A 23,320-nucleotide genomic window follows, 5' to 3' on the forward strand; every position below is an offset into this window, starting at 1 on the left:
GAAGGAAGGGGCACCTGTCGATGCGGGTGGGATCAGCCGGGTAGCAGCACCTTGGCGATGACCTTCGCCAAGGCGCGCAGCGCCTTGCCCCGGTGGCTGACCGCGTCCTTCTCCGTCGGGGAGAGTTCGGCGTTCGTACGCTCCTGGCCGTCGCCGAGGAACACCGGGTCGTACCCGAAGCCGCCCTCGCCGCGCGGAGCGCGCAGCAGCCGACCGGTCTGCCTGCCGTCGACCAGGTGTTCCTTGCCGCCCGGCAGCACCAGGGCCACCGCGCAGACGAAGGCGGCGCCCCGGTGCTCGTCCGGTACGTCACCGGTCTGCCCCAGCAGCAGCTCCAGGTTGGCCCGGTCGTCGCCGTGCCGGCCGGACCAGCGGGCGCTGAACACACCCGGCATCCCGTTGAGGGCGTCCACGGTCAGGCCGGAGTCGTCGGCCACCGTCGGCAGACCGGTGTGCTTGACCCCCTCGCGCGCCTTCAGCAGGGCGTTCTCGCCGAACGTGAGCCCGGTCTCCGGCACCTCCTGGTACGCGGGCAGGTCGGCCAGGCCGACCAGCTCGATCCGTTGTGGACCGAGCGCCCCGTCCAGGATGCGCTGCAGTTCGACCAGCTTCTTCGTGTTGCGGGTCGCCAGCAGCACCCGGGTCATCTGCTCTCCTCGTTCCACTCTCAGCCGGCCAGGGCCTTGCGTTGGGCGTCGGCCAGCTCCGCGCAGCCGAGCACCCCGAGGTCGAGCAGGGCGTCGAGCTGGTCCCGGGCGAAGACGTTGGCCTCACCGGTCCCCTGCACCTCGACGAAGTCCCCGGCACCGGTGCAGACGATGTTCATGTCCACCTCGGCGGCCACGTCCTCCAGGTAGTTCAGGTCGAGCCGGGGCTCACCGTCGACGATGCCGACGCTGACCGCGGCGACCGAGCGGTGCATCACCGAGGCCGGCTTACCGGCCAGTGCCTTGCGGGCGGCGAGCCAGCCGACCGCGTCGTGCAGGGCGACGTACGCGCCCGTCACCGAGGCGGTACGGGTCCCCCCGTCGGCCTGCAGTACGTCACAGTCGAGCACGATCGAGTTCTCGCCCAGCGCCTTCAGGTCGATGCAGGCCCGCAGGCTGCGACCGATCAGCCGGGAGATCTCCTGCGTCCGGCCGCCGATCCGGCCCTTGACGCTCTCCCGGTCGGAGCGGGTGGTGGTGGCCCGGGGCAGCATCGAGTACTCGGCGGTGACCCAGCCGAGGCCGGATCCCTTGCGCCACCGGGGCACCCCCTCGGTGACGCTCGCCGTACAGAGCACCCGGGTCTGGCCGAACTCGACGAGCACGGACCCTTCCGGGTGCACGCTCCACTGCCGGGTCAGTGTCACCGGCCGGAGTTCATCGGGCTGCCGCCCATCAGGTCGTGCCATGGGGGCAGCCTATGTGTTACACCGCAGCCCGCCGCCCTGGGGCACCCCGTCGCGCCGGAACAGACCCCGGAACCCGGCGGCCGGAGCCGGGACGGCGGCGCGGGTCAGGCGGGGACGGACACCGCGACCGGGGCGTCGTGGGCACGGAGGAAGCCCTCGACCGAGGCGGCCCAGCCGAACCGCTCGGCTCGGGCGCGGGCGGTGGCCCGGCGTTCCGGCTCCGGCGTGGCCAGCACGGACACGATCGCCTCGGCGAAGGCGTCACCGGTGCCGTCCGCGCCCCTGCCGGCCTCCCCCACCACCTCCGGCAACGCGCTGGCGGCGTTCACCACGACCGGCGTACCGCAGGCGAGCGCCTCCAGACCGGCGAGCCCGAACGTCTCCACCGGCCCCGGCGCGACCACCACGTCCGCGCTGGCCAGCAGGCCCGCGACCCGGTCCCGGTCGGGCAGGAAACCGGTGAAGTGCACCGGCAGCCCGGCGGCCCGGTGGCCGAGCGCGGTCCGGCGGGGCCCGTCACCGACCACCACCAGGGTCGCCGGAACACCGTTGGCCCGGAGTGCCGCCAGCGCGTCGATCGCCAGGTCGGGGCGCTTCTCCGGCGACAGGCGGCTGCAGTGGACCAGCAGCACCTCGCCGTCGGGGGCGTACTCGGCGCGTACGGCCGGGTTGTGCCGGTCCGGGTGGAACCCCTCCAGGTCGACGCCGAGCGGTACCTGGCTCAGGTTCGGCGCGCCGATCCGGCGGAACTCCGCCGCGGCCCAGTCGGTGGTGCAGACCACCCGGTCGTACGTGGCCGCGCTGCGCCCGTTGAGCCGGTCGGCCACCCGCTGCCCGATCGGTGCCGGGGCACCCCAGACGCCGAGCAGCCCGGTCAGGCTCTCGTGCGACACCATCAGCGACGGCACCCCGTGAGCCTTCGCCCAGGCGCCGGTCCACCGCAGGGTCGACCGGTCCGAGACCTCCAGCCGGTCCGGTTCCAGTTCCTCCAGCAGCCGGCGCAACCGGCGGCGGCCGGCAAGGACCCGGTAGCCGCCGGTGCCGGGCAGCACCGGTCCGGGCAGGGTGATGACCCGGTCCGAGCCCACCATCTCGTCACCGGCGCGCTCACCGGGAACAACCAGTACGGGTTCGTGTCCGGCCGCCCGGTACCCGGCGCCGAGGCAGCGCAGCGCGGTGCGCAGCCCGCCGGAGCGGGGGGTGACGAAGTTCGCCAGCCGGACGATGCGCAGCGCCGTCACGCGGCGATCCGGCGGGGGGCGGTGGCTCCGGCACCGGTCAGCACCGCCCGGTAGTGCCCGATCAGCTCGTCACCGACGGCCGCCCAGGTCCGGCTGGCCACCCAGGTCCGGGCCGCGAGACCGTACGCCCGGCGGCGCTCGCTGTCACCGGCCAGTTCGGCGACCGCGTCGGCGAGCGCGGCCCCGTCCTCCGGCGGCACCAGGGTTCCGGTCACCCCGGACTCGATCAGGTCCAGTGGCCCACCGGCGGCCGGTGCGACCACGGGCAGGCCGCTGGCCAGCGCCTCCTGGACGGTCTGCCCGAACGTCTCGTACGGGCCGCTGTGCACGAAGACGTCCAGGCTGGCGTAGAGCCGGGCGAGTTCCGACCCCTGCCGGGAACCGAGGAAGAGCGCGTCGGGCAGGGCCCGTTCCAGGTCCCGCCGCGCCGGCCCGTCCCCGACGATGACCAGCCGTACGCCGGGCAGCCGGGAGGTGGCCGCGAGCAGTTCCACCCGCTTCTCCACCGCCAGCCGGCCGACGTAGCCGACCAGGAGTTCGCCGTTCGGGGCGAGGGTCGCGCGTACCTCTTCGCTGCGCAGCGCCGGGTCGAACCGGACGCTGTCGACACCCCGGCGCCACAACCACACCCGCTGTACGCCGTGCGTGACCAGGTCGGCGGCGGACCGGGTGGACGGGGCGAGGGTACGGTCGGCGGCGTTGTGGATGTTGCGCAGCCAGCGCCAGGCGGCGGCCTCGCCCCAGCCGAGCCGGTAGTGCCGGGCGTACGCGGCGAGGTCGGTCTGGTAGACCGCCAGGGTCGGCAGGTCGAGTTGACCGGCCACCGCCATGCCCCGGGCACCGAGCACGAACGGGCTGGCCAGGTGGACGACGTCGGGGGCGTGCTGGTTCAGCGCGTCGGCGAGCCGGGCGGACGGCAGCCCGAGCCGGAAGCTGCGGTAGCGGGGCACGGCCACGCTCGGCACCCGGATCACCGGGTACGGGTGGTCGCCGGGAACACCACGGGTGGCTGACGACGGCGCCGGCGCGATCACGATCGGGGTGTGCCCCCGGTGGACCAGGTGCTCGGCGACGCGGACGACGGAGTGCGCCACACCGTTGACATCCGGCGGGAAGGACTCCGTGACGATCGCGATGCGCATGCGCTCACCGTGGAACCCGTGCTGGTGCGGCGGGCGACGGCTAGCTGACCGGCTGGCAAACAGTGCCGCACAAGATGTCGCCGTCGATGTCCGACCCGTCGTCAGATGTCGTAGCGGGCACCCGGTCGGGCGATTTCCACCGGGCCGGCGAAGGCCGACGCGGCGGCCTCGTGGGTCAGCGCCTCGCTTCCCCAGGCACTGACCAGGTGGGTCAGCACCAGCCGGCCGACCTCGGACTTGGTGGCGATCTCCCCGGCCTCGCGCCCGGTCAGGTGCAGGTCCGGGGGGTTGTCCACGCCGTCGAGGTAGCTCGCCTCGCAGAGGAAGAGGTCGGCACCCTGGGCCAACCGGAGCAGCGCCTCGCAGGGGGCGGTGTCGGAGGAGTACGCGAGCGACCGCCCGTTGTGCTCCAGGCGTACGCCGTAGGTCTCGACCGGGTGGTTGACCCGGTCGACGGTGACCGTGAACGGGCCGATCGGGAAGCTGCCCGGCTGCAGGCCGTAGAAGGTGTAGACGTCGTCGACGCCGGTCTCCTCCTGGCTGTACGCGCTGGCGAGCCGGTCCGGCGCCCCGGCCGGTGCGTACACCGGCAGCGGCGGGTACGGCCCGTCGGGGGCGTACCGGCGCACGACGACGTAGGTGACCGCGTCGAGGATGTGGTCGCAGTGCAGGTGGGTGAGGAGGATCGCGTCGACCGCGTGCAGCCCGGCGTAGCGCTGCAGGGCGGTGAGTGATCCGGAGCCGAAGTCGACCAGCAGGCGGAATCCGTCGGCCTCGATCAGGTAGGCCGAGCAGGCCGCCTCGGGACCGGGGAAGCTCCCGGCACAGCCCAGAACAGTCAGTCGCATCCGGTCGTCCTGAAGTTACCGATGGTCACGGACAGCCCGCCGACCAATGAGTAGACGATCTTTGCCGGCGCCTCGGTCACGGTGCGCAGCCTACGCTTCGACACCGGGAGGCAAGAAAAAACTGGTGCTTGTTGTCGCCAAGGTGACACCGCCCCAACCTCCGCCTCCCACTTGGGCCGAACGACTTCCCGTACCTCGCCGTTACGCCCCGTCACGCCTGAGCGTTGCATCAGGTGACAAGTCCCGCCGACGGTGGCGGGCGATGATCTGGACCAGGACGGTGCACCGTGCCCACCGAGGCTGAGATGACGACTGGCGCCCCGCAGCGGGAGACGGCCATGCCGGCGGTCGCTCTCGGCACCGTACCGCTGGTGGCGACCGGCACGATCCGGCCGGCGGCGCCCACCGGTCATCCGGTGGCCACCCACGCGTCGGAGACCGCGTACGCCGTCGCCCCGACGGTCGCGCGGGCCGCGGCGCGGGTACGCCCGGCGTACGCCGGACCGGACGACGGCGCCACCATGGCACCGCAGCCGCCCCTGGTGCCCTGGGCGGCGCCCACCGCGGACCACCCGATCTGCACCCGGCGGGCGGGTCCGCGCGGCACCAGCCGGCAGATCCTCGGCGTGTGCGGCTGGGCCACCGCGTTGGGTCTGATCGGGCTCGCCACCGGGCTGCGCGGACTGGTCGCGATCGTCGCGGGGACGGCGCCGGACTGGTACGAGCCGACGATGGCCGCCGTCGGCCTGGGCGGCGTCGCGCTGACCATGGTCGCGTTCCTCTCCGTCCGGCACCCTCGACTGCCCTGGATCATGCTGAGTCTGGCCACGCTGCCGCTCGCGGTCAACCTGGCGCTGACCCTCGCCGCGTTGTGAACCGCGGCGAGGGTCTCAGGCCCAGAGTTGACCCTCCAGGGCTTCCTCGGCGTCGCTGAGGGTGCCGCCGTAGGCGCCGGTGGAGAGGTACTTCCAGCCGCCGTCGGCGACCACGAACGCGACGTCGGCCCGGCGGCCGGCGCGTACCGCCTCGTGTGCCACCGCCAGCGCGGCGTGCAGGATGGCACCGGTGGAGAACCCGGCGAAGATCCCCTCCACCTCGACCAGTTGCCGGGTACGCAGCACCGCGTCCCGGGTCCCGACGGAGAACCGCCGGGACAGTACGGTCGCGTCGTACAACTCGGGCACGTAGCCCTCGTCGATGTTGCGCAGCCCGTAGACCACCTCGCCGTACCGTGGCTCGGCGGCGACGATCTCGATGCCCTCGACCTTCTCCCGCAGGTACCGGCCGGTGCCCATCAGGGTGCCGGTGGTGCCCAGCCCGGCCACGAAGTGCGTGATCGTCGGCAGGTCCTGGAGCAGTTCCGGTCCGGTGGTCTCGTAGTGCGCCCGCGCGTTCGCCTCGTTGCCGTACTGGAACAGCATCACCCAGTCCGGGTGTTCGGCCGCTATCTGCTTGGCCGTCGCCACCGCCTGGTTGGAACCGCCCGCGGCCGGCGAGAAGATGATCTCCGCGCCGTACATCCGGAGGAGCTGGACCCGTTCGGTGGAGACGTTCTCCGGCATCACGCAGACCAGCCGGTAGCCGTGCAGCTTCGCCACCATGGCCAGCGAGATACCGGTGTTGCCGCTGGTCGGTTCGAGGATCGTGTCGCCCGGCCGGAGCCGGCCCGCCGCCTCGGCCGCCCGGACCATGTGCAGGGCCGGCCGGTCCTTGATGCTCCCGGTCGGGTTGCGGTCCTCGAGCTTGGCCCACAGCCGCACCGACGGTGCCCCTTCGGGCACCGTCGGTGAGAGGCGCGGCAGACCCACCAGCGGCGTGCCGCCGCAGGCGTCGAGCAGGTTGTCGTACCGCGCCACGGCGGCCGCCTCAGCGGGTGGTGACCGGTGCGCGGCGACCCGTCGCCGCGCTGTGCGAGATGATCGCCGCAGCCGCGGCGAAGCCGAACGCGCCACCGGCCACGGCCGGCAGGATGGTCACGGTGTCGCCGTCGGCGACCTTCGCGTCCAGGGCGCCGAGGAAACGTACGTCCTCGTCGTTGACGTAGACGTTGACGAACCGGTGCAGGGCGCCCTCGTCGGTGACCAGCCGGCCGCGCAGGCCGGCGTGGTTGGAGTCCAGGTTGGACAGCAGCTCGGCCAGGGTGTCCCCGGCGCCTTCGACGATCTTCGCGCCGCCGGTGTAGCTGCGCAGGATGGTGGGGATGCGAACCTCGATGGCCATGGTGTTACTCCTAGAGATGCGACGGTTTCGGAGGAAGGAGGGACTACGGACAGGGCGCCACCCGCGAGCGGGTCAGCGGCCGGAACACTCGTAGTCGACCGTCGTCGGGCTCTGCCCGAACATGTAGGACTGCACGGCGTGCGGGTCCACCGCGGCCTCGACGATCTCGACCGGCTCCTCGGTGACCACGCCGTCCACGATGCGGAACGAGCGGATCTCCTCGGCGTCCGGGTCACGGGTGGAGACCAGCAGGTAGTGCGCGCCCGGCTCACCGGCGAAGGAGACGTCGGTGCGGGAGGGGTAGGCCTCGGTCGCGGTGTGCGAGTGGTAGATCACCACCGGCTCCTCGTCCCGGTCGTCCATCTCCCGCCAGACCCGCAGATGCTCCATCGAGTCGAACTCGTAGAAGGTCATCGAGCGGGCGGCGTTGTCCATCGGGATGTGACGGGTCGGCCGGTCGCTCCCGGCCGGGCCGGCGACCACACCGCAGGCCTCGTCGGGGTGGTCCCGACGAGCATGCGCGACGATCGCGTCGCGGATGGCCCGGTCGATGCTCAGCACGGCACCAGCTTACCGCCTGATTCGGGGCCCCGGCGGGGGCCACCTCACCCGTGGACCCCCAGCCGGGTTAGCCCGGTCACGGGGAGGGAAGCTGTTGGTCGAGATGTGATCCAAGGAGGGCTCCGTCATGAAGAACCGCCGTATCGGCGCCGTCGAGGTGAGCGCGATCGGCCTCGGTGGCATGCCGATGTCGATCGAGGGCCGCCCGGACGACGAGAACCGGTCGATCCGGACCATCCACGCCGCGCTCGACGCCGGTGTCACGCTAATCGACACCGCCGACGCCTACCACCAGTACGCCGACGAGGTCGGCCACAACGAGTCGCTGATCGCCCGAGCCCTGGGCAGCTACGGCGGCGACACCTCGGACGTACTCGTCGCCACGAAGGGCGGGATGGTCCGGCCCGGCGACGGCACCTGGGGAACCGACGGCCGACCGGAGCAGATCCGGGCGGCCTGCGAGGCGTCGCTCAAGCGGCTGGGCGTCGACTCGATCGGCCTCTACCAGCACCACCGCCCCGACCCCTCGGTCCCGTACGCCGACTCGATCGGTGCCGTACGCGACCTGCTGGACGAGGGCAAGATCCAGATGGCCGGGATCTCCAACGCGAACCCGGACCAGATCCGGCAGGCCCAGGAGATCCTCGGCGGTCGGCTGGTCTCGGTGCAGAACCAGTTCTCCCCCGCGTTCCGCAGCTCCGAGCCGGAACTACTGCTCTGCGACGAGCTGGGGATCGCGTTCCTGCCCTGGTCCCCGCTGGGCGGGATCGCCCAGGCGGGCGAGCTGGGCAACCGGTTCCAGCCGTTCGCCGACGTGGCCGCCGCCCGGGGCGTCAGCCCGCAGCAGATCTGCCTGGCCTGGCACCTGGCCCAGTCGCCGGTGGTCATCCCGATCCCCGGCGCGAGCCGGCCGGAGTCGATCCTCGACTCGGTGGCCGCCACCGCCCTGACCCTGGACGACGACGAACTGGCCACCCTCACCTTCGGGTGAGCCGTGGACGCGCCGAGGGGCCCCGGGTTGCGCCCGGGGCCCCTCGGCGTACGCGTTGTCTAGTCGACCAGGGCGTTGAGCAGGGACTCCTGCAGGTAGCCGAGATAGGCGTAGACGGAGAGCTGGAACACCCGGCTCGACGTCGGGTCCTGGAGGATCGCCTGGTCGAGCTCGTCACCCAGGTCGGTGCCGTCCTTGATCTCCAGCCGTACGCCCATCGCCAGCCGGGCGTCGTTGAGGGCGCGCAGCCACGCCTCGGCCGCCTCGGGATCGAGACGTACCTCACCACCGGTCTCCGGCGGCAGCCCGGCCAGGATCGCCCCGGCCTGGTCGATCTTGCCGGTCTTCAGGTCGCCCTCGGTGTACCGGCGGAACTCGGCCGAGTTGGTCGGATCTTCGGGGTAGATGTCCGGAAAGAGCCGGCCGACCACCGGATCGTCATGATCGAAACCATCGGTGAGCAGGCCGACCACCTCGCCGGCGACCTTGCGCAGCACCCGTACCTCGTCCGCGGCGAAGGTGGCCACGCAGTGTTCGCCGTACCGACGGAACATGCTCACTCCGATTCCCCGCTGCCCTCGTGCGCCCGACCGGACCGAATAACCCGGTGCCCACTATTCACGACCGGTCGACTGTCGCCCAGAGTCCGTACCCGTGCAACTGTGCCGCGTCGTGTTCCATCCGCTCACGGGCGCCGCTGGACACCACCGCACGACCCTTGTGGTGTACGTCGAGCATGAGCTGCTCGGCCTTCTCGTGGCTGTAGCCGAAGAGTTTCTGCAGCACCCAGGTGACGTAGGACATCAGGTTCACCGGATCGTCCCAGACGATGGTGACCCAGGCCCGGTCGGAAACCGGCACCTCCTCGGTGTCCGGCGTCTCGACTGGTGCGATCTGGGGAGCCGCCATGCCCTCCATCGTGCCACTGCCCCACGGGAACTGTTGAACCGGAACGCCGCCGTTGTCCGGAAGTTGGCGCGGGAAGATCTTCGGCGGTTGGCGCGGGGGCATGCCTAGGCGAGCAGGATGCCGTGGTCGACGGCGTCGTTCAGCACCGTACCCAGGGAGACCTGGACCGCCTTGAACCGTCTGGTCAGCTCGCGGGCCAGCTCCAGCTCGACCTCCCGCAGCGCCCGCTGGAGCCAGGACCGCCCCTTGGGCGTGTCGGCGTTCGCCGGGTTGCGCCAGTGCTGGTAGCAGCCGCCGGACAGACCGGCGCCGATCGGCGGCAGGACCGTCCCGCCCAGCTCGCCGGGGTACGCCGCCAGCGCCTGCACGGCTCGCGCCCCGGTGACCGTGGCGACCCCGCCGGTGCTCGTGACGAGCAGCACCCGGGCCAGTTCCCGGCCGCCCCGGTCCTCGGCGAACCCCCACCGTACGGCGACCGCCACCCGTCGGCGTACCGCCTCGTCCGGTGGCTGGCCGAAGACCCGGGTGAGGGTTTCGGTCAGGATCCGCTCCACGCCCAGGTCGGACTCGGCGACGGCACGCAGCGACAGTGCGTGCAGTTCGCGGTCCAGCGCACCGGGCAGTGCCCGGCACCCGCCGCCGAAGACGAGTTCCTGCACGCAGCGCAGGTGGATGTGGGCGAGTTCGAGGGCGAGGTGCTGGCGGAGCCGGTGGGCGCGGGTGTGCACCTCCCGGTCGAGCCAGTCGGCCCACTCCGACTCGTGCGCGTCCCGGGCCACCGGGACGGTACGGGTGGCGTTCGGCGGCACCGGGGGATGCGCGGCGACCCGGCGCATCGCCTCCCGGTCGGCCCAGTCGACCAGTACGCCGCGCAGCGGGCCGGTGTCCCCGTACTCCGGGTCGACGGCGAACCAGTCCGCGTCGGCCAGGGCCGGCACCGCGGCCAGCAGGGCGGCCCGGTGCGCGGCGAGGATCACCCGCGTCGGGCCGGGATCGCGCGCGTCCACGACGTAACCGATGTCCGGGCCGAGGTCGTCCTCCGGACGCAGCGGACCGAGGTTGGTGTCGGCCTCCGGCCAGCCGTCCGCGCCCGGGGTGACCGCGAAGAAGACCTTCGCCTCGCCCCGCGCGACCTGGGTCAGCAGGTCCAGGTCGGCCAGGCCCAGCGCCTGGTCGGCGGAGATCACGAACAGCAGCGCACCGGACCGCTCGACCACGTCGAGCAGGACCCGGGTGCCGGCCAGCCCGAGACTTCCGGTGTCCGGGGCGTCGACCAGGTCGAAGCGGCGCAGCAGTGGCTCGGGGTGGGTCAGTTCGACCCGGCGGGGCGGGCGGGCCAGGGCCGGACCGGCGGCGGTCGCCCCGGTGGCGTACCCGTGCGGTTCCCGGTAACCGGGGACGTAGGCGGCACCGGTGACCTCCCGGCCGTGCCGTACCACCAGGTAGCTGCCCTCCGGTGCCCGCAGCCCGGACTCGTCGGTGTCGAGCAGGGCGGCGAGCAGGGCGGTGCGGTCCGCTCCGGCGGGTCCGACGGCCACCACGGCGAGCGGTTCGTCGGGCGCGGGGTCGACCAGCGCGGCGTCGACGCGGGGCTGTTCGGTGCCGGCGGGTGCGGGGCCGGGCTGTGCGCGTACCTCGGCCGGGTCCGGTGCCTCCGCGGGTCGGCCGCCGTCGAGCTCCGAGCCGGCGAACGTACGGACCGGGCCGGGACCTGCGTCCGGTCGGTCGCCCTCCGTACCGGCGGCGTCGGCCGGGCCGGAACCGGTGCTGCTGTACCGCGGTCCGGACTCCATGCGGGCGGCCTCCTGAACCAACTGGCGGCGTCCGACGGATCACGCCGGACAGGTACGAGTCCGGCATTAGCACCGAACAAAGAGAACGCTACGTGTCGATGCCCGCACGCTGCGAGCAGCGTTGTTACTCATCGGGAACCGTAGCCATACTCAACTCCGGCGCGTCGCGAGTCACACCTGGAATGAGTTGGATCGATATGCTGCGGGGATGGCGATCCCCCTGTGGAACTTCGTCGGCCGCGCGGCTGAGATTGACCGACTGACCGCCGCCGCGACCAGTTCACGCGGTCGCGGCCTCATTTTCAGTGGTGACGCCGGGATCGGCAAGAGCAGGCTCCTCCGGGAGGCGGTCAAACGGCTGCCGGCGGACCGGTTCGCAGTCTGGCACGCGTCCGGGAACATCGCCACCGGCGGACTGCCGCTCGGCGGCCTGGCCCAGGTGCTGCCGGCCGACCAGCCGGTCGGACTCTCCGCCGCGGGCGTGCTGCGCTGGGCGCTCGACGCGCTGCACCAGCAGGCCGCCGGCCGGACCATCGTGCTCGCCATCGACGACGCCCACCTGCTCGACCAGTCCTCGGCCGCGCTGGTCTACCTGATCGCGCACGCCGAGAACGCCAAGGTGTTCTGCACCGTACGCATCGGCGAGGAGATCCCGCTGTCGATCCGGGCACTGTGGAGGGACGACCTGGTCGAGCACGCGGAGCTGAGCCCGATGGGCCAGCCCGAGGCGCACAAGCTGCTCAACGAGATGCTCGGCGGCCAACTCGACGGCATCTCCGCCGACCGGCTCTACAGGTACTCCCAGGGCAACGCGCTCATGCTGCGCGAGCTGGTGATCGCCTCGATGACCAGCAACGAGCTGGTGCAGAGCGAGTTCGGCACCTGGACCTGGACCCGGAGCGGCCCGGTGGAACTGGCCCCGAGCCTGGAGGAGTTGATCGACACCCGGATCGGGCAGCTCAGTCCGGGCGTACGCCAGGTGCTCGAACTGGTCGCCCTGGGCGAGCCGATCGGGCTGCGGCTGTTGCAGAACGCCACGGACGAGCTGGACGTGGAGACGGCCCAGGAACGCGGCCTGATCCGCGAGTTCCGCGATGACCGCCGTACCAACGTGCAGCTCGCCCACCCGCTCTACGGTGACCTGGTCCGCAAGCGGTGCCCGGCGACCAGGGCCCGGCGGTTGAAGGCCGAACTCGCCGACCTGCTCCAGACCACCGGCAACAAACGCCGCGACGACGTGCTGCGGCTGGCGGTGTTGCGGCTGGATTCCGGCACCGCACAGGATCCGGTCCTGCTGCTGGAGGCGGCAGTGCAGGCGTTCGGCCGGTTCGACGTACCGCTCGCCGCCCGGCTGGCGCGGGCCGCGCTGGACACCGGTGGCGGGTTCGACGCCGCCGAACTGCTCGCCACCATCCTGATGTTCACCGACCAGCCGGAGAAGGCGATCACGGTCCTCGACGGCATCGTCGACCAGGTCGACTCCGACGAGCGACGCGGCCGTTACCTGACCGTACGCGGGATGGTGACCTACTGGGGGCTCAGTCAGCAGTCGACGGTGAAGGAGATCTCGGCCGCGGCGGAGCAGCTCACCGACCCGCCGGCCCGCGCCCGGGTACGCGCCTTCGAGGCGATCATGCGCCTGCACCAGCTCGAGTTCGCGGACGCGCTCCGGCTGAGCCGGGCCGTGCTGGACCGGCCGGCGGCCAGTCTCGCCGCCCGCGGGCTGGCCCGGTGCACGATCGCGCACCTGCAGGCGGCCCAGGGTGAACTGCTGCACAGCGGACGGGCGATCGCCGGGGTGGAGGCGGAGGCGGCCCTGTGGCGTACCGACATGCCGTACCTGCAACTCGCCCTGGAACTGGCCCGGGGCACCCGGCTCGCCCTCGCCGGTGACCTGCGCGGCATCGACGCGATCGTGGCCGCCGAGTTCGCCGACCTGGCGGTGGCCGGGGACTTCCGGCTCGGTTCCGGTTACCTGTCGATCCTGCGGGCCCAGGCCGCCCGGCTGCGGGGCCGGACCGCGGACGCGTTGCGGACCAGCACGGACGCGTGCGCGATGCTCGCCACCAGCCGGGTGTTCGCCGGCCTGGCGCACGCCGAACGGGCCCACGCGGCGGCGCTGCGCGGTGACACCGTGCAGGCCACCGACGCGATGGCCGCCTCCGACCAGACGCACTCGCCCGGCATGGCGATCCTCTACCCGTGGCGGGAGCAGGCGCGGGCGGCCGTACTGGCCGCGACCGGCAACCTCGACGGAGCCGCCGACCACCTCGTCAAGCTCGTCGGCAAGCTCCGCGAGGACAAGCTCACCGGACACGAGATCCTGGCCCTGCACGACCTGGTCCGGCTGGACCGTGCCCACACGGAGGTCGGGCAGGCCACCCGGGAGGGGCGGCGGCAGAGCGTGGCGCACCGGCTCACCGAGCTGACCGAGGTGGTCGAGGGTGTGCTGCCACCGCTGCTGGCCCGGCACGGCCGGGCGGTGGCGGCCCGGTCCGGCGACGACCTGCTGGCGGTGGCGAACAGCTTCGACGAGTTGGAACTGACACTCTTCGCCGCCGAGGCGACGGCGATGGCCGTGGCCCGGCTCCGCGAGGCCAAGTCACCCCGGGCGCACGAGGCGAACGTACGGCTCAGCGCGCTGCTGGAGCGGTGCGACACCGTACGGAGCCCGGCGCTGACCGCCGAGCAGCCTGCCCTGACCGAGCGGGAGCGCCAGATCGCCCGGCTGGCCGCCGGTGGCGTACCGAGCCGCAACATCGCGGAGCAGCTCTACATCTCCACCCGCACGGTGGAGAACCATCTCCAGCGGGTCTACACCAAGCTCGGGGTGGCCGGGCGCGGGGAACTCTGGCCGGCGCTGCGGGCACTGCCGGACCACGACGGCAAGACCACTGGATGAACGCCTGTGGACATGCCGTCCCGGCCGAACGGGCCCGCGCTTAGGCTAGACGGGTGAGCAGTCCCCGTTCCTCGTTGCTGACCGACCACTACGAGCTGACCATGGTCAGTGCCGCACTCAAGGACGGCACCGCCGACCGGCAGTGCGTGTTCGAGGTGTTCACCCGCCGGCTGCCCACCGGACGGCGTTACGGCGTGGTCGCCGGCACGGCCCGCCTGGTCGAGCTGATCCGCGAATTCCGCTTCGACTCCGCCGAGGTGGACTGGCTGCGCGAAGCCGGGGTGGTCGACGAGCAGACCGCCGCCTGGCTGTCCCGGTTCCGCTTCACCGGCGACATCGAGGGGTACGCCGAGGGCGAGTTGTTCTTCCCCGGTTCGCCGATCCTGACCGTCTCCGGCACCTTCGCCGAGTGCGTGATGCTGGAGACCCTGGCCCTGTCGGTGCTCAACCACGACTGCGCGATCGCCGCCGCCGCGGCCCGGATGGTGACCGCCGCCCGCGGCCGTACGGTGATCGAGATGGGTTCCCGCCGGGCGCACGAGGAGGCCGCGGTCGCCGCCGCCCGGTCGGCGTACCTGGCCGGTTTCGGCTTCACCTCCAACCTGGCCGCCGGGCAGCGTTACGGGATCCCGACGGCGGGCACCGCCGCGCACGCGTTCACGCTGCTGCACGACGACGAGGCAGCGGCGTTCGCCTCGCAGGTGGCGGCGCAGGGCAAGGGGACGACGCTGCTGGTCGACACGTACGACATCGCCCAGGGCATCCGGAACGCGATCGCGGTCGCCGGCCCGGACCTGCGGGCGATCCGGATCGACTCGGGTGACCTTTCGGTGCTGGCGCACCACTCGCGGGAGTTGCTCGACTCGCTCGGCGCCACCGAAACGAAGATCATCGTCTCCGGCGACCTGGACGAGTACGCGATCGCCGCGCTCGCCGCCGAACCGGTCGACATGTACGGCGCCGGTACCGCGGTGGTCACCGGGTCCGGCGCGCCCACCGCCGGGCTGGTCTACAAGCTGGTCGAGGTCGACGGGCGCCCGGTGGTCAAGCGGTCGGAGAACAAGGCGACCGTCGGCGGGCGCAAGGTGGCGATCCGCCGGCACAAGCCGACCGGTACGGCGACCGAGGAGATCGTGGTCTCCCAGGGGGTGCCCGACCACCGGCCCAACGACCGGTTGCTGCAGCGCAGCTTCGTGGTCGCGGGCGAGCCGGTGGAGCTGCCCGGCCTGGTCGAGTCCCGCGAGCACCTGCGGCAGTGCCTCATCTCGATCCCCTGGGAGGGGCTCAAGCTCTCCGCGGGCGACCCGACCATCCCGGTCACCGTGGTGCCCACGACCTGACCCGGAACGACCCGAAAGGCGCTACCCAGATGAGCAGAGCACTGATCATCGTCGACGTGCAGAAGGACTTCTGCGAGGGCGGCTCGCTCCCGGTCGGCGGCGGCGCCGGGATCGCGACGAGGATCTCCGACCTGCTGGAAACCGAACCTGACCGGTGGCAGCACGTGGTGGCGACCAAGGACTACCACGTCGACCCCGGCGCCCACTTCGCCGAGCCGGCGGACTACGTGGACTCGTGGCCGGAGCACTGCGTGGCCGGGACACCGGGCGCGGACTTCCACCCGAACCTGCGTACGGACCCGATCGAGGCGGTGTTCCGCAAGGGGGAACGGTCGGCGGCATACTCCGGGTTCGAGGGGTTCTCGGACGGGGGCGAGACACTGGCCGACTGGTTGCGCGGGCGTGAGGTCGACGCGGTGGACGTGGTCGGCATCGCCACGGACCACTGCGTACGGGCGACCGCCCTCGACGCCGCCCGGGAGGGCTTCGCCACCACCGTCCTGCTCGACCTGACCGCCGGGGTGGCCCGCCTGACCACCGACCAGACGGTCACCGAGCTGGACGAGGCGGGAATCATCCTCCTGGGTGAACCGGTGATCCAGGGGCACTGAGCCGGCCAGCGAGGCGCTGAGCCGGGTCGGGCCGCAAACCCGGTGGCGCCGGTGTCCCACCCCTGGGCCAGGATGGTCCGGGAGGTACGGACCGTGTTGGATTTGAAGCCTTACCGGAAAGCGCTCGCGCTGCCCGGGCTCCGCCCGCTGCTACTGGTGTCGATCCTGGCCAGGGTGCCGATGGCGGCCTCTGCCGTGGTGCTGACCCTGCACGTGGTCAGTCTGGGGTACGGCTACGCCGCCGCCGGAGCCGTCGGGGGTGTGATGACGGTCGGCTCGGCCCTCGGCGCGCCCCTGCTGGGCCGGCTGGTCGACCGGCGAGGCCTGCGGCCGGTACTGCTGCTGACCACGATCGCCTCGGCGGTCTTCTGGCTCACCGCACCGCACCTGTCGTATCCGGTCCTGCTCGGCTCGGTGCTGTTCGGCGGTCTGCTGACCCTGCCGGTCTTCTCCGTGGTCCGGCAGTCGATCGCCGCGCTGGTTCCGCCGGAGCGGCGCCGGCAGGCGTACGCGCTGGACTCGATGTCGGTCGAGGTGTCCTTCATGACCGGGCCGGCGCTGGCCGTGCTCCTGGCCACCACCGTGTCGCCCGAGGTCACCATGTTCGCCATCGGTGCCGGCATGGTCCTGTCCGGGGTGATCCTGTTCGTGCTGAACCCGCCGACCAGGACAGTGGCGGAGGCGACCGCTCCGGGGCGGCCGGTGGCGCGCCGGGAGTGGCTCACCCCTCGGCTGATCGGGCTGCTCGCCATCAGCGTGGCCGGCACCCTGGTGCTCGGCGGCACCGACGTCTCGGTGGTGGCGGTGCTGCGCGAGCACGGCCAGGTCGGGTGGACCGGGGCGGTGCTGACGATGTGGGCGGCGTACTCGCTGGTCGGGGGCTTCGCGTACGGTGCGCTGTCCCGCCCCGTCTCCCCGTTGCTGCTGACCGTACTGCTCGGTCTGGCGACCATCCCGGTCGGACTCGGCGGCGGCCGGTGGTGGCTGCTGAGCCTCGCGCTGCTGCCCGCCGGTGCGCTCTGCGCGCCGACCCTGGCGGCCACCGCCGACGCGGTCAGCCGGCTCGTCCCGGCCAGTGTGCGCGGCGAGGCGATGGGCCTGCACGGCTCCGCCATCACCGTCGGCGTGGCCCTGGGCGCCCCCCTGGCCGGCGCCATAATCGACACGACATCCCCCGCCTGGGGCTTCGCCGCCACCGGCCTCCTAGGCACCCTAACCGCCCTCCTCTCCCTCCCCCTCCACCCCCGCCGCCCCCGCCCCCGCCCCACCGACCCGGCGTTGATCATGAAGTTAGCGCACTCTGAGCGCGAAAAATCCGCGCTAACTTCATGATCAACGACTAGGGGCACGGGTGGGGGCACGGGGGGCGCGGGTGGGTGGGGATGCGGAAAGGCGCCGCCCCACAGGGGCGGCGCCTTTCCGTGGGGCTGGGGTTTAGCGGCGGTCCAGGTCGGAGGCGGTGTCTTCCTGGTAGCTGGCGCCGCCGTCGGACTCGCTGGTCAGGGGCTTGGCGCCGCCCTCGGGCGGACCGGCCAGGGAGTGGCCGGCGGCCAGTTCCGGGAACTTGAGGTCGAAGGCCGGGCGCTCGGAGCGGATCCGGGGCATCCGGTCGAAGTTCCGCAGCGGCGGCGGCGAGCTGGTCGCCCACTCGAGCGAGTTGCCGTGACCCCACGGGTCGTCGACCTCGACCACCGGACCGGTCTTGTACGACTTCCAGACGTTGTAGATGAACGGCAGCGTGGAGATACCGGTGATGAACGCGCCGATCGTGGAGATCGTGTTCAACGTGGTGAAGCCGTCCGTGGGCAGGTAGTCGGCGTACCGCCGGGGCATGCCCTCGGCGCCGAGCCAGTGCTGCACCAGGAAGGTGGTGTGGAAGCCGACCATGGTGAGCCAGAAGTGCACCTTGGCCAGGCGCTCGTCCAGCATCCGGCCGAACATCTTCGGGAACCAGAAGTAGATGCCGGCAAAGACGGCGAACACGATGGTGCCGAAGAGTACGTAGTGGAAGTGCGCCACCACGAAGTACGTGTCGGAGACGTGGAAGTCGACCGGCGGGCTGGCCAGCAGTACGCCGGAGAGGCCACCGAAGAGGAACGTGACCAGGAAGCCGACCGCCCAGAGCATGGGCGCCTCGAAGCTGATCTGGCCTCGCCACATGGTGCCGATCCAGTTGAAGAACTTCATGCCGGTCGGTACGGCGATCAGGAAGCTCAGGAACGAGAAGAACGGCAGGAGCACCTGACCGGTGGCGAACATGTGGTGCGCCCAGACGCTCATCGACAGCGCGGCGATACCGATCATCGCGCCGACCATGCCCTTGTAGCCGAACATCGGCTTGCGGGAGAAGACCGGGATGACCTCGCTGATGATGCCGAAGAACGGCAGCGCGACGATGTAGACCTCGGGATGGCCGAAGAACCAGAAGAGATGCTGCCAGAGCATCGGTCCGCCGGTGGCCGCGTCGAAGACGTGCGCCCCGAGTATCCGGTCCGCGGCGAGCGCGAACAGGGCCGCCGCGAGCAGCGGGAAGACCATGATCACCAGCAGGCTGGTGACGAGGATGGCCCAGGTGAAGATCGACATCCGGAACATCGTCATGCCGGGCGCACGCAGCGTGAGGATCGTAGTGATCATGTTCACGCCACCGAGGATGGTGCCCAGACCGGAGATGGCCAGGCCGACGATCCACAGGTTGGCGCCGACACCCGGCGAGTTCTCCACACTGCTCAGCGGCGCGTAGGCGAACCAGCCGAAGTCGGCGGCGCCACCGGGGCTGACGAAGCCGCCGAGGGCCATCGTCCCGCCGAACAGGTAGAGCCAGTACGCGAAGCTGTTCAGCCGGGGAAAGGAGACGTCCGGCGCGCCGATCTGCAACGGCACCACGTAGTTCGCGAACGCGAACACGATCGGCGTCGCGAAGAACAGCAGCATGATCGTGCCGTGCATGGTGAACAGCTGGTTGTACTGCTCGGCCGACAGGAACTGCAGTCCCGGCCGGGCCAGCTCGGCGCGCATCAGCAGCGCCATCAGGCCGCCGATCATGAAGAACGCGAAAGCCGTGATCATGTACATGATCCCGATCTGCTTCGCGTCCGTCGTACGCAGCAGCCGCGCGATGGCCGAACCCTTTACCGGCTGGCGGACCGGCCAGGGCCGGGTCACGATCGGCTTCGGTGCGACGGTGGTCACGAGTGGCCTCCGGTTCTCGTTGGTCCCACTGCGCCCACAGATCTGATCCGCACGCGCTGTTGATTCTCTGTTGGCCGTATCTCGGAGGCGAGAATAGTCCCCAGCAGCGGCGGCTCCGGCGCCGGGTGGCCGGACGCGCCGTCGGGGGCGGTCCACCGGCTTTCGCCGCAGCGACGGCGTCGCGGTGCGCGGTTACGCGGGATCGAGTAGTAACCGGTAGTGCTCGGCGAAGATCCGGGCACCGCGTCCGCGCAACAACGGATCGCGCAGCGGTGGCGGCACGTCCCTGGTCCGGTCCCGGTCGCGGGTCCGGTCCAGCACCCATTTCGTACGGGGGCGCCGACGACTCTCGTACCGCGCCAGCGCCTCGGTGACGGTCTCCGCCGCGGCGAGCGCACGGGCCAGCACCAGGGCGTCCTCCAGCGCCATCGCGGCGCCCTGGGCCAGGGTCGGGGCGGTGGCGTGTGCGGCGTCACCCACCAGCACCACCCGCCCGCGCGACCAGCGTCCCAACTCGACCTCGTCGCTCGTACCGACCCGTACCGAACGGATCGCGTCGAGTACGGCCGGCACCGGGCCGCCGTACTCGGCGAAGCGTTCCCGTAGTCGGGCGATCGGGTCGTCCGGGAGGTCGGCGCAGGTTTCGTCGGCGTAGCAGTGCAGCCGGCCGGCACCCATCGGTACGACCACGAAGGCGGAGTGCTGGCCGAGCAGCGCGGTCCAGTCGGTGACCCTGGGTCCACCGGTGACCACGCTGCGGTAGACGATCTGACCGACCTGCCGGGCCGGACCGCCGAGGGCAGCGAGCGAACGCACCGTGGAGTGCCGGCCGTCGGCGCCGATCACCAGGTCGTACTCGCCCTGGCGACCGTCGTCGAAGGTGACCGAGACGGCGTCGCGGGCGAGTTCCAGGGTGTTGATCCCGGTGGCGTACCGGACCTCGCCGCCGGCCGCGGTCAGCAGCACCTGGTGCAACTCGGCCCGGGGCAGCGCGCGGCACTCCCCCACGCCGGACCAGAGCAGACCGAGGTCCACCTCACACAACCGGCGCCCGCGTACGTCGAGGAAGCGCTGCCGGCCGATCACCTGGCCGAGTGGCCGGACCGGGCTGTCCAGGCCCAGGTCACGCAGGGCGCGGGCGGCATTGCCCTGAAGGTAGATGCCGCCCGCGATCGCCATCGGCGCGGACTGCCACTCGGTGACCTCCGGCCGGAAACCGGCGAGCCGGAGGGCGCGGGCGGTCGCCAGACCGGCGATGCCCCCACCGACGATCAGGATGCGAAGGGTGGAACCGAGCATGTTGGTGACGCCTCCGGGAGGGGACTCGGCACGCGTTGAAGCCAAGACGCTACTCCGTGCGATCCCTCACCGATAGCACCGCGCGGGGTGGCGCCGGGCCCTCCCGTTTTCGGTTGTCAGCGCTGTACGCGGGCTCCGGCACCCCGCATCAGCGCCTCAACCTCCTTACGGCTAGCCATCGAGGTGTCACCGGGAGTGGTCATGGCGAGGGCCCCGTGGGCTGCTCCGTACTCGACCGCGAGGGCGAGGTCACCGTGCTCCATCAGCCCGTACACCAGGCCGGAGGCGAAGCTGTCGCCGCCGCCGACCCGGTCCAGGATCTCCAGCCCCGGCCGGTGGGTCGCCTCGACGAATCCGGAGTCGGCCGACCAGGCCACCGCACCCCAGTCGTTGACGGTGGCGCTGCGTACGGTGCGCAGCGTGGTGGCGACGACCCGGAAGTTGTCGTACTCCTTGGTCACCGCCTCGATCATGCGGCGGAAGTTCGCCGCGTCCAGGTCGGCGAGGGACTCGTCGGTGCCGGGCACCTCGAAGCCGAGCGAGGCGGTGAAGTCCTCCTCGTTGCCGATCATCACGTCGACGTAGCGGGCCAGCCGGCGGTTGACCTCCTGCGCCCGCGCCTGCCCGCCGACCGCCTGCCAGAGGCTGGGCCGGTAGTTGAGGTCGTACGAGATGACCGTCCCGTGCCGGCGCGCGGCGGACATCGCCGCCTCGATGGTCTCCGGGGTGGTCTCGGAGAGGGCGGCGTAGATGCCCCCGGTGTGCAGCCAGCGCACGCCCAGCGTGCCGAAGAGGTGGTCCCAGTCGACGTCGTCGGCGCGGAGCTGGCTGGCGGCGGTGTGCCCCCGGTCCGAGGTGCCGACCGCGCCCCGTACGCCGAACCCCCGCTCGGTGAAGTTGAGTCCGTTGCGGACGGTGCGCCCGATCCCGTCGTACGGCAGCCACTTGATCAGCGCGGTGTCCACGCCACCGGTCAGGACCAGGTCCTCCAGCAGCCGACCCACCTCGTTGTCGGCGAACGCGGTGACCACGGCGGTACGTTTCCCGAAGCAGCGCCGCAGCCCACGGGCGACGTTGTACTCCCCGCCGCCCTCGAAGGCCCGGAACCCACGGGCGGTACGCACCCGGCCCTCACCCGGGTCGAGTCGCAGCATGATCTCGCCGAGCGACACCAGGTCGTAGCGGCACTGGTCGGCGGGACGAAGCTCGATCACGGTCACACCTGGCTCCCGGTGGTGGTGCCGCCGGTGGCGGCGTGGGCGGCGGATACGGCGGCGGCGGTCAGCCGGGTGACCTCGTCCCACCGGCCGGCGGTGAGCAGGGCCGGGGCGACCATCCAGGTGCCGCCGACCGCGAGGACCGCCGGGTGGGCGAGGTAGTCGGGCAGGTTGGTGGTGTTGACCCCGCCGGTCGGGATGAACCGGACCGACCGGAACGGCGCGGCCAACGCCTTGATCATGTTGAGCCCGCCGAGCTGCTCGGCCGGGAAGAACTTGACCGTGTCCAGTCCGGCGTCGAGGGCCATCTGGATCTCGGTCGCGGTGGCGGCACCCGGAAACACCGGTACGCCGAGTTCCTGGCAGTGCTTCACCACGGCCGACCCGAACCCGGGGCTGACCACGAACCGGGCGCCCGCCTGCACCGCCCGGTCGACCTGGGCCGGGGTGAGTACGGTCCCGGCGCCGACCAGCAGGTCCGGCCGCTCGGACATGAGCGCGATGGCCTCGGCGGCGGCGTCGGTCCGGAAGGTCACCTCGACGGTGTGCAGGCCGCCGGCGGTCAGCGCGGCGGCGAGCGGGACCGCCGAGGCCGCGTCCTCGAGCACCACCACGGGCAGGATCCGCCCCGCCGCGATGGCCGACGGCACCGAGTGCCGCCCGTCGCCGGTCCCGGCCGCCGTCGAGGTGGTGGCCGAACCGTCGGCCGAGGCCGAATCCGATGATTGTTCAGGATGATGAACGCTAGTCACATACGTGACCCTACTGCGGCCTTACCAAGTGTCAAGCGGGCTAGAGTGACCGGCATGACGAGCACCGCCGACGCGACCAGGGGCGAGACCTTCCAACCGGTGAAGTCCGCCGGGCGGACCCTGGACGTGCTGGAGGCGCTGGCCGACGGTGCCGGTCCCCGCTCCCTGGGCGACCTCGCCCGCGCGCTGGCCATCCCGAAGAGCAGCCTGCACGGCATCCTGCGCACGATGATCCAGCGCGGCTGGGTCGAGGCGGACGCCACCGGCACCCGGTTCGGGCTGGGCGTACGCGCCCTCCAGGTGGGCGCGGCGTACCTGGAGACGGACACGGTGACCGGGCTGCTCAGCGGGGTGCTCGACCAGCTCGCCGCGCAGTTCGGCGAGACGGTCCACCTCGGCCGGCTCGACGGTCCGCACGTGGTCTACCTGGCCAAGCGGGAGTCGGTGCACCCGCTGCGGCTCTACAGCGCGATCGGCCGGCACCTGCCGGCGCACGCCACCGCACTGGGCAAGGTGCTGCTCGCCGAGCGCCCGGACGAGGCGGTCGACCGGCTCCTGCACTGGCCGCTCACCGCGCTCACCGGGCGGACCATCACCGACCCCGGTGCGCTGCACGACGAGCTGGCCGCCATCCGGTCGCGGGGTTACGCGATGGACCGCGAGGAGAACACCGAGGGCATCGTCTGCTTCGCGATGGCCGTACCGCTCCAGGCTCCGGCCACCGACGCGATCAGCCTCTCCATCCCGGCCACCCGCCTCGACGCCACCAGCGAGGACCGGATCGTCGCCGCCCTCACCGCCACCCTGGCCCAGATCCGGGCCGCCCGCCCCCTCCTGCCCGCCCTCTGACCCACCCGCCGGGTACGGCGTTCACCCAGCGGAACGGATGCCTGGCTCGCTCCTTCG

22 protein-coding genes are annotated in these 23,320 nt (G+C 71.9%); 7 read left to right on the top strand and 15 right to left on the bottom strand.

Translation table 11 applies throughout. The features are described from left to right. Window positions 1–32 precede the first annotated feature (32 nt). The 5 genes from rdgB to OIE47_RS06975 all read right to left on the bottom strand — a co-directional run bounded on the left by rdgB (window position 33) and on the right by OIE47_RS06975 (window position 4,627). Complete coding sequence (gene rdgB / locus OIE47_RS06955) at window positions 33–647, bottom strand: RdgB/HAM1 family non-canonical purine NTP pyrophosphatase (RefSeq protein WP_326560673.1); 615 nt, start codon at window positions 645–647, stop codon at window positions 33–35. Between the two features lie 20 nt (window positions 648–667). Further along, the gene (rph, locus tag OIE47_RS06960; protein WP_326560674.1) at window positions 668–1,396 is read right to left on the bottom strand and encodes a ribonuclease PH; all 729 of its coding nucleotides are present in this window, start codon (window positions 1,394–1,396) and stop codon (window positions 668–670) included. Between the two features lie 104 nt (window positions 1,397–1,500). Further along, window positions 1,501–2,628, bottom strand: coding sequence for a glycosyltransferase (locus OIE47_RS06965; protein ID WP_326563009.1), 1,128 nt, complete (start codon window positions 2,626–2,628; stop codon window positions 1,501–1,503). Window positions 2,629–2,633: 5 nt separating this feature from the next. After that, window positions 2,634–3,779 (bottom strand): glycosyltransferase family 4 protein, encoded by a 1,146-nt coding sequence (locus OIE47_RS06970; RefSeq protein WP_326560675.1) that lies wholly within the window; start codon window positions 3,777–3,779, stop codon window positions 2,634–2,636. 101 nt (window positions 3,780–3,880) lie between these two features. Next, window positions 3,881–4,627 (bottom strand): MBL fold metallo-hydrolase, encoded by a 747-nt coding sequence (locus tag OIE47_RS06975; protein WP_326560676.1) that lies wholly within the window; start codon window positions 4,625–4,627, stop codon window positions 3,881–3,883. Window positions 4,628–4,932: 305 nt separating this feature from the next. Between OIE47_RS06975 and OIE47_RS06980 the strand changes: the two genes are divergently transcribed. Then, complete coding sequence (locus OIE47_RS06980; RefSeq protein WP_326560677.1) at window positions 4,933–5,502, top strand: hypothetical protein; 570 nt, start codon at window positions 4,933–4,935, stop codon at window positions 5,500–5,502. Window positions 5,503–5,517: 15 nt separating this feature from the next. Here OIE47_RS06980 and OIE47_RS06985 read toward each other — a convergent pair whose 3' ends face one another. The 3 genes from OIE47_RS06985 to OIE47_RS06995 form a co-directional block, all read right to left on the bottom strand. Further along, window positions 5,518–6,483 carry a PLP-dependent cysteine synthase family protein gene (locus OIE47_RS06985; RefSeq protein ID WP_326560678.1) on the bottom strand — a complete coding sequence of 322 codons (966 nt, stop codon included), beginning with the start codon at window positions 6,481–6,483 and terminating at the stop codon, window positions 5,518–5,520. A gap of 10 nt (window positions 6,484–6,493) precedes the next feature. Then, window positions 6,494–6,847 (bottom strand): MoaD/ThiS family protein, encoded by a 354-nt coding sequence (locus OIE47_RS06990; RefSeq protein ID WP_326560679.1) that lies wholly within the window; start codon window positions 6,845–6,847, stop codon window positions 6,494–6,496. Between the two features lie 72 nt (window positions 6,848–6,919). Continuing rightward, window positions 6,920–7,408 carry a M67 family metallopeptidase gene (locus OIE47_RS06995; protein WP_326560680.1) on the bottom strand — a complete coding sequence of 163 codons (489 nt, stop codon included), beginning with the start codon at window positions 7,406–7,408 and terminating at the stop codon, window positions 6,920–6,922. A 127-nt stretch (window positions 7,409–7,535) separates the two neighbouring features. Here OIE47_RS06995 and OIE47_RS07000 point away from each other — a divergent pair, with 127 nt between their 5' ends. Then, window positions 7,536–8,399, top strand: a complete 864-nt coding sequence (locus OIE47_RS07000; RefSeq protein ID WP_326560681.1) for an aldo/keto reductase — start codon at window positions 7,536–7,538, stop codon at window positions 8,397–8,399. 59 nt (window positions 8,400–8,458) lie between these two features. Here OIE47_RS07000 and OIE47_RS07005 read toward each other — a convergent pair whose 3' ends face one another. From OIE47_RS07005 to OIE47_RS07015, 3 genes are all read right to left on the bottom strand, one after another. Continuing rightward, entirely contained in the window at window positions 8,459–8,953 is a 495-nt protein-coding gene (locus OIE47_RS07005; protein WP_326563010.1) for a DUF2017 domain-containing protein, read from the bottom strand. A gap of 64 nt (window positions 8,954–9,017) precedes the next feature. Continuing rightward, window positions 9,018–9,308, bottom strand: coding sequence for an ATP-dependent Clp protease adapter ClpS (clpS, locus tag OIE47_RS07010; RefSeq protein WP_326563011.1), 291 nt, complete (start codon window positions 9,306–9,308; stop codon window positions 9,018–9,020). 104 nt (window positions 9,309–9,412) lie between these two features. Beyond that, window positions 9,413–11,101 (bottom strand): hypothetical protein, encoded by a 1,689-nt coding sequence (locus OIE47_RS07015; protein WP_326560682.1) that lies wholly within the window; start codon window positions 11,099–11,101, stop codon window positions 9,413–9,415. Window positions 11,102–11,309: 208 nt separating this feature from the next. On the opposite strand from OIE47_RS07015, the gene OIE47_RS07020 reads away from it, so the two are divergent. From OIE47_RS07020 to OIE47_RS07035, 4 genes are all read left to right on the top strand, one after another. Continuing rightward, complete coding sequence (locus tag OIE47_RS07020) at window positions 11,310–14,003, top strand: helix-turn-helix transcriptional regulator (RefSeq protein ID WP_326560683.1); 2,694 nt, start codon at window positions 11,310–11,312, stop codon at window positions 14,001–14,003. Between the two features lie 53 nt (window positions 14,004–14,056). Then, a complete protein-coding gene (locus OIE47_RS07025) occupies window positions 14,057–15,343 on the top strand; it encodes a nicotinate phosphoribosyltransferase (RefSeq protein WP_326560684.1) in 1,287 nt (428 codons plus the stop codon). A gap of 29 nt (window positions 15,344–15,372) precedes the next feature. Continuing rightward, complete coding sequence (locus tag OIE47_RS07030; protein ID WP_326560685.1) at window positions 15,373–15,954, top strand: isochorismatase family protein; 582 nt, start codon at window positions 15,373–15,375, stop codon at window positions 15,952–15,954. Window positions 15,955–16,026: 72 nt separating this feature from the next. Beyond that, window positions 16,027–17,286, top strand: coding sequence for an MFS transporter (locus OIE47_RS07035; RefSeq protein WP_326563012.1), 1,260 nt, complete (start codon window positions 16,027–16,029; stop codon window positions 17,284–17,286). A gap of 102 nt (window positions 17,287–17,388) precedes the next feature. On the opposite strand, the gene ctaD is transcribed toward OIE47_RS07035, so the two are convergent. From ctaD to eda, 4 genes are all read right to left on the bottom strand, one after another. Then, on the bottom strand, window positions 17,389–19,146 hold the full coding sequence (ctaD, locus tag OIE47_RS07040; RefSeq protein WP_326560686.1) for an aa3-type cytochrome oxidase subunit I: 1,758 nt from the start codon (window positions 19,144–19,146) through the stop codon (window positions 17,389–17,391). 192 nt (window positions 19,147–19,338) lie between these two features. Further along, window positions 19,339–20,445: an FAD-dependent monooxygenase gene (locus OIE47_RS07045; RefSeq protein ID WP_326563013.1), complete on the bottom strand. Its 1,107-nt coding sequence runs from the start codon at window positions 20,443–20,445 to the stop codon at window positions 19,339–19,341. 116 nt (window positions 20,446–20,561) lie between these two features. Continuing rightward, window positions 20,562–21,659 (bottom strand): sugar kinase, encoded by a 1,098-nt coding sequence (locus tag OIE47_RS07050; RefSeq protein WP_326560687.1) that lies wholly within the window; start codon window positions 21,657–21,659, stop codon window positions 20,562–20,564. Window positions 21,660–21,661: 2 nt separating this feature from the next. Next, entirely contained in the window at window positions 21,662–22,414 is a 753-nt protein-coding gene (eda, locus tag OIE47_RS07055; protein WP_326560688.1) for a bifunctional 4-hydroxy-2-oxoglutarate aldolase/2-dehydro-3-deoxy-phosphogluconate aldolase, read from the bottom strand. 54 nt (window positions 22,415–22,468) lie between these two features. Between eda and OIE47_RS07060 the strand changes: the two genes are divergently transcribed. After that, entirely contained in the window at window positions 22,469–23,263 is a 795-nt protein-coding gene (locus tag OIE47_RS07060) for an IclR family transcriptional regulator (protein ID WP_326560689.1), read from the top strand. The last annotated feature ends 57 nt before the right edge of the window (window positions 23,264–23,320 follow it).

Origin of the sequence: Micromonospora sp. NBC_01796 (genome assembly GCF_035917455.1) — a bacterium.
In the GTDB taxonomy this organism is placed as follows: domain Bacteria; phylum Actinomycetota; class Actinomycetes; order Mycobacteriales; family Micromonosporaceae; genus Micromonospora_G.

Bases quoted from the DNA above. Each gene is read 5' to 3' on its own strand.
- rdgB (WP_326560673.1), bottom strand. From the start codon at position 647: ATGACCCGGGTGCTGCTGGCGACCCGCAACACGAAGAAGCTGGTCGAA.
- rph (WP_326560674.1), bottom strand. From the start codon at position 1,396: ATGGCACGACCTGATGGGCGGCAGCCCGATGAACTCCGGCCGGTGACA.
- OIE47_RS06970 (WP_326560675.1), bottom strand. From the start codon at position 3,779: ATGCGCATCGCGATCGTCACGGAGTCCTTCCCGCCGGATGTCAACGGT.
- OIE47_RS06975 (WP_326560676.1), bottom strand. From the start codon at position 4,627: ATGCGACTGACTGTTCTGGGCTGTGCCGGGAGCTTCCCCGGTCCCGAG.
- OIE47_RS06980 (WP_326560677.1), top strand. From the start codon at position 4,933: ATGACGACTGGCGCCCCGCAGCGGGAGACGGCCATGCCGGCGGTCGCT.
- OIE47_RS06990 (WP_326560679.1), bottom strand. From the start codon at position 6,847: ATGGCCATCGAGGTTCGCATCCCCACCATCCTGCGCAGCTACACCGGC.
- OIE47_RS07000 (WP_326560681.1), top strand. From the start codon at position 7,536: ATGAAGAACCGCCGTATCGGCGCCGTCGAGGTGAGCGCGATCGGCCTC.
- OIE47_RS07005 (WP_326563010.1), bottom strand. From the start codon at position 8,953: ATGTTCCGTCGGTACGGCGAACACTGCGTGGCCACCTTCGCCGCGGAC.
- clpS (WP_326563011.1), bottom strand. From the start codon at position 9,308: ATGGCGGCTCCCCAGATCGCACCAGTCGAGACGCCGGACACCGAGGAG.
- OIE47_RS07015 (WP_326560682.1), bottom strand. From the start codon at position 11,101: ATGGAGTCCGGACCGCGGTACAGCAGCACCGGTTCCGGCCCGGCCGAC.
- OIE47_RS07020 (WP_326560683.1), top strand. From the start codon at position 11,310: ATGGCGATCCCCCTGTGGAACTTCGTCGGCCGCGCGGCTGAGATTGAC.
- OIE47_RS07030 (WP_326560685.1), top strand. From the start codon at position 15,373: ATGAGCAGAGCACTGATCATCGTCGACGTGCAGAAGGACTTCTGCGAG.
- OIE47_RS07035 (WP_326563012.1), top strand. From the start codon at position 16,027: ATGGTCCGGGAGGTACGGACCGTGTTGGATTTGAAGCCTTACCGGAAA.
- OIE47_RS07045 (WP_326563013.1), bottom strand. From the start codon at position 20,445: ATGCTCGGTTCCACCCTTCGCATCCTGATCGTCGGTGGGGGCATCGCC.
- OIE47_RS07060 (WP_326560689.1), top strand. From the start codon at position 22,469: ATGACGAGCACCGCCGACGCGACCAGGGGCGAGACCTTCCAACCGGTG.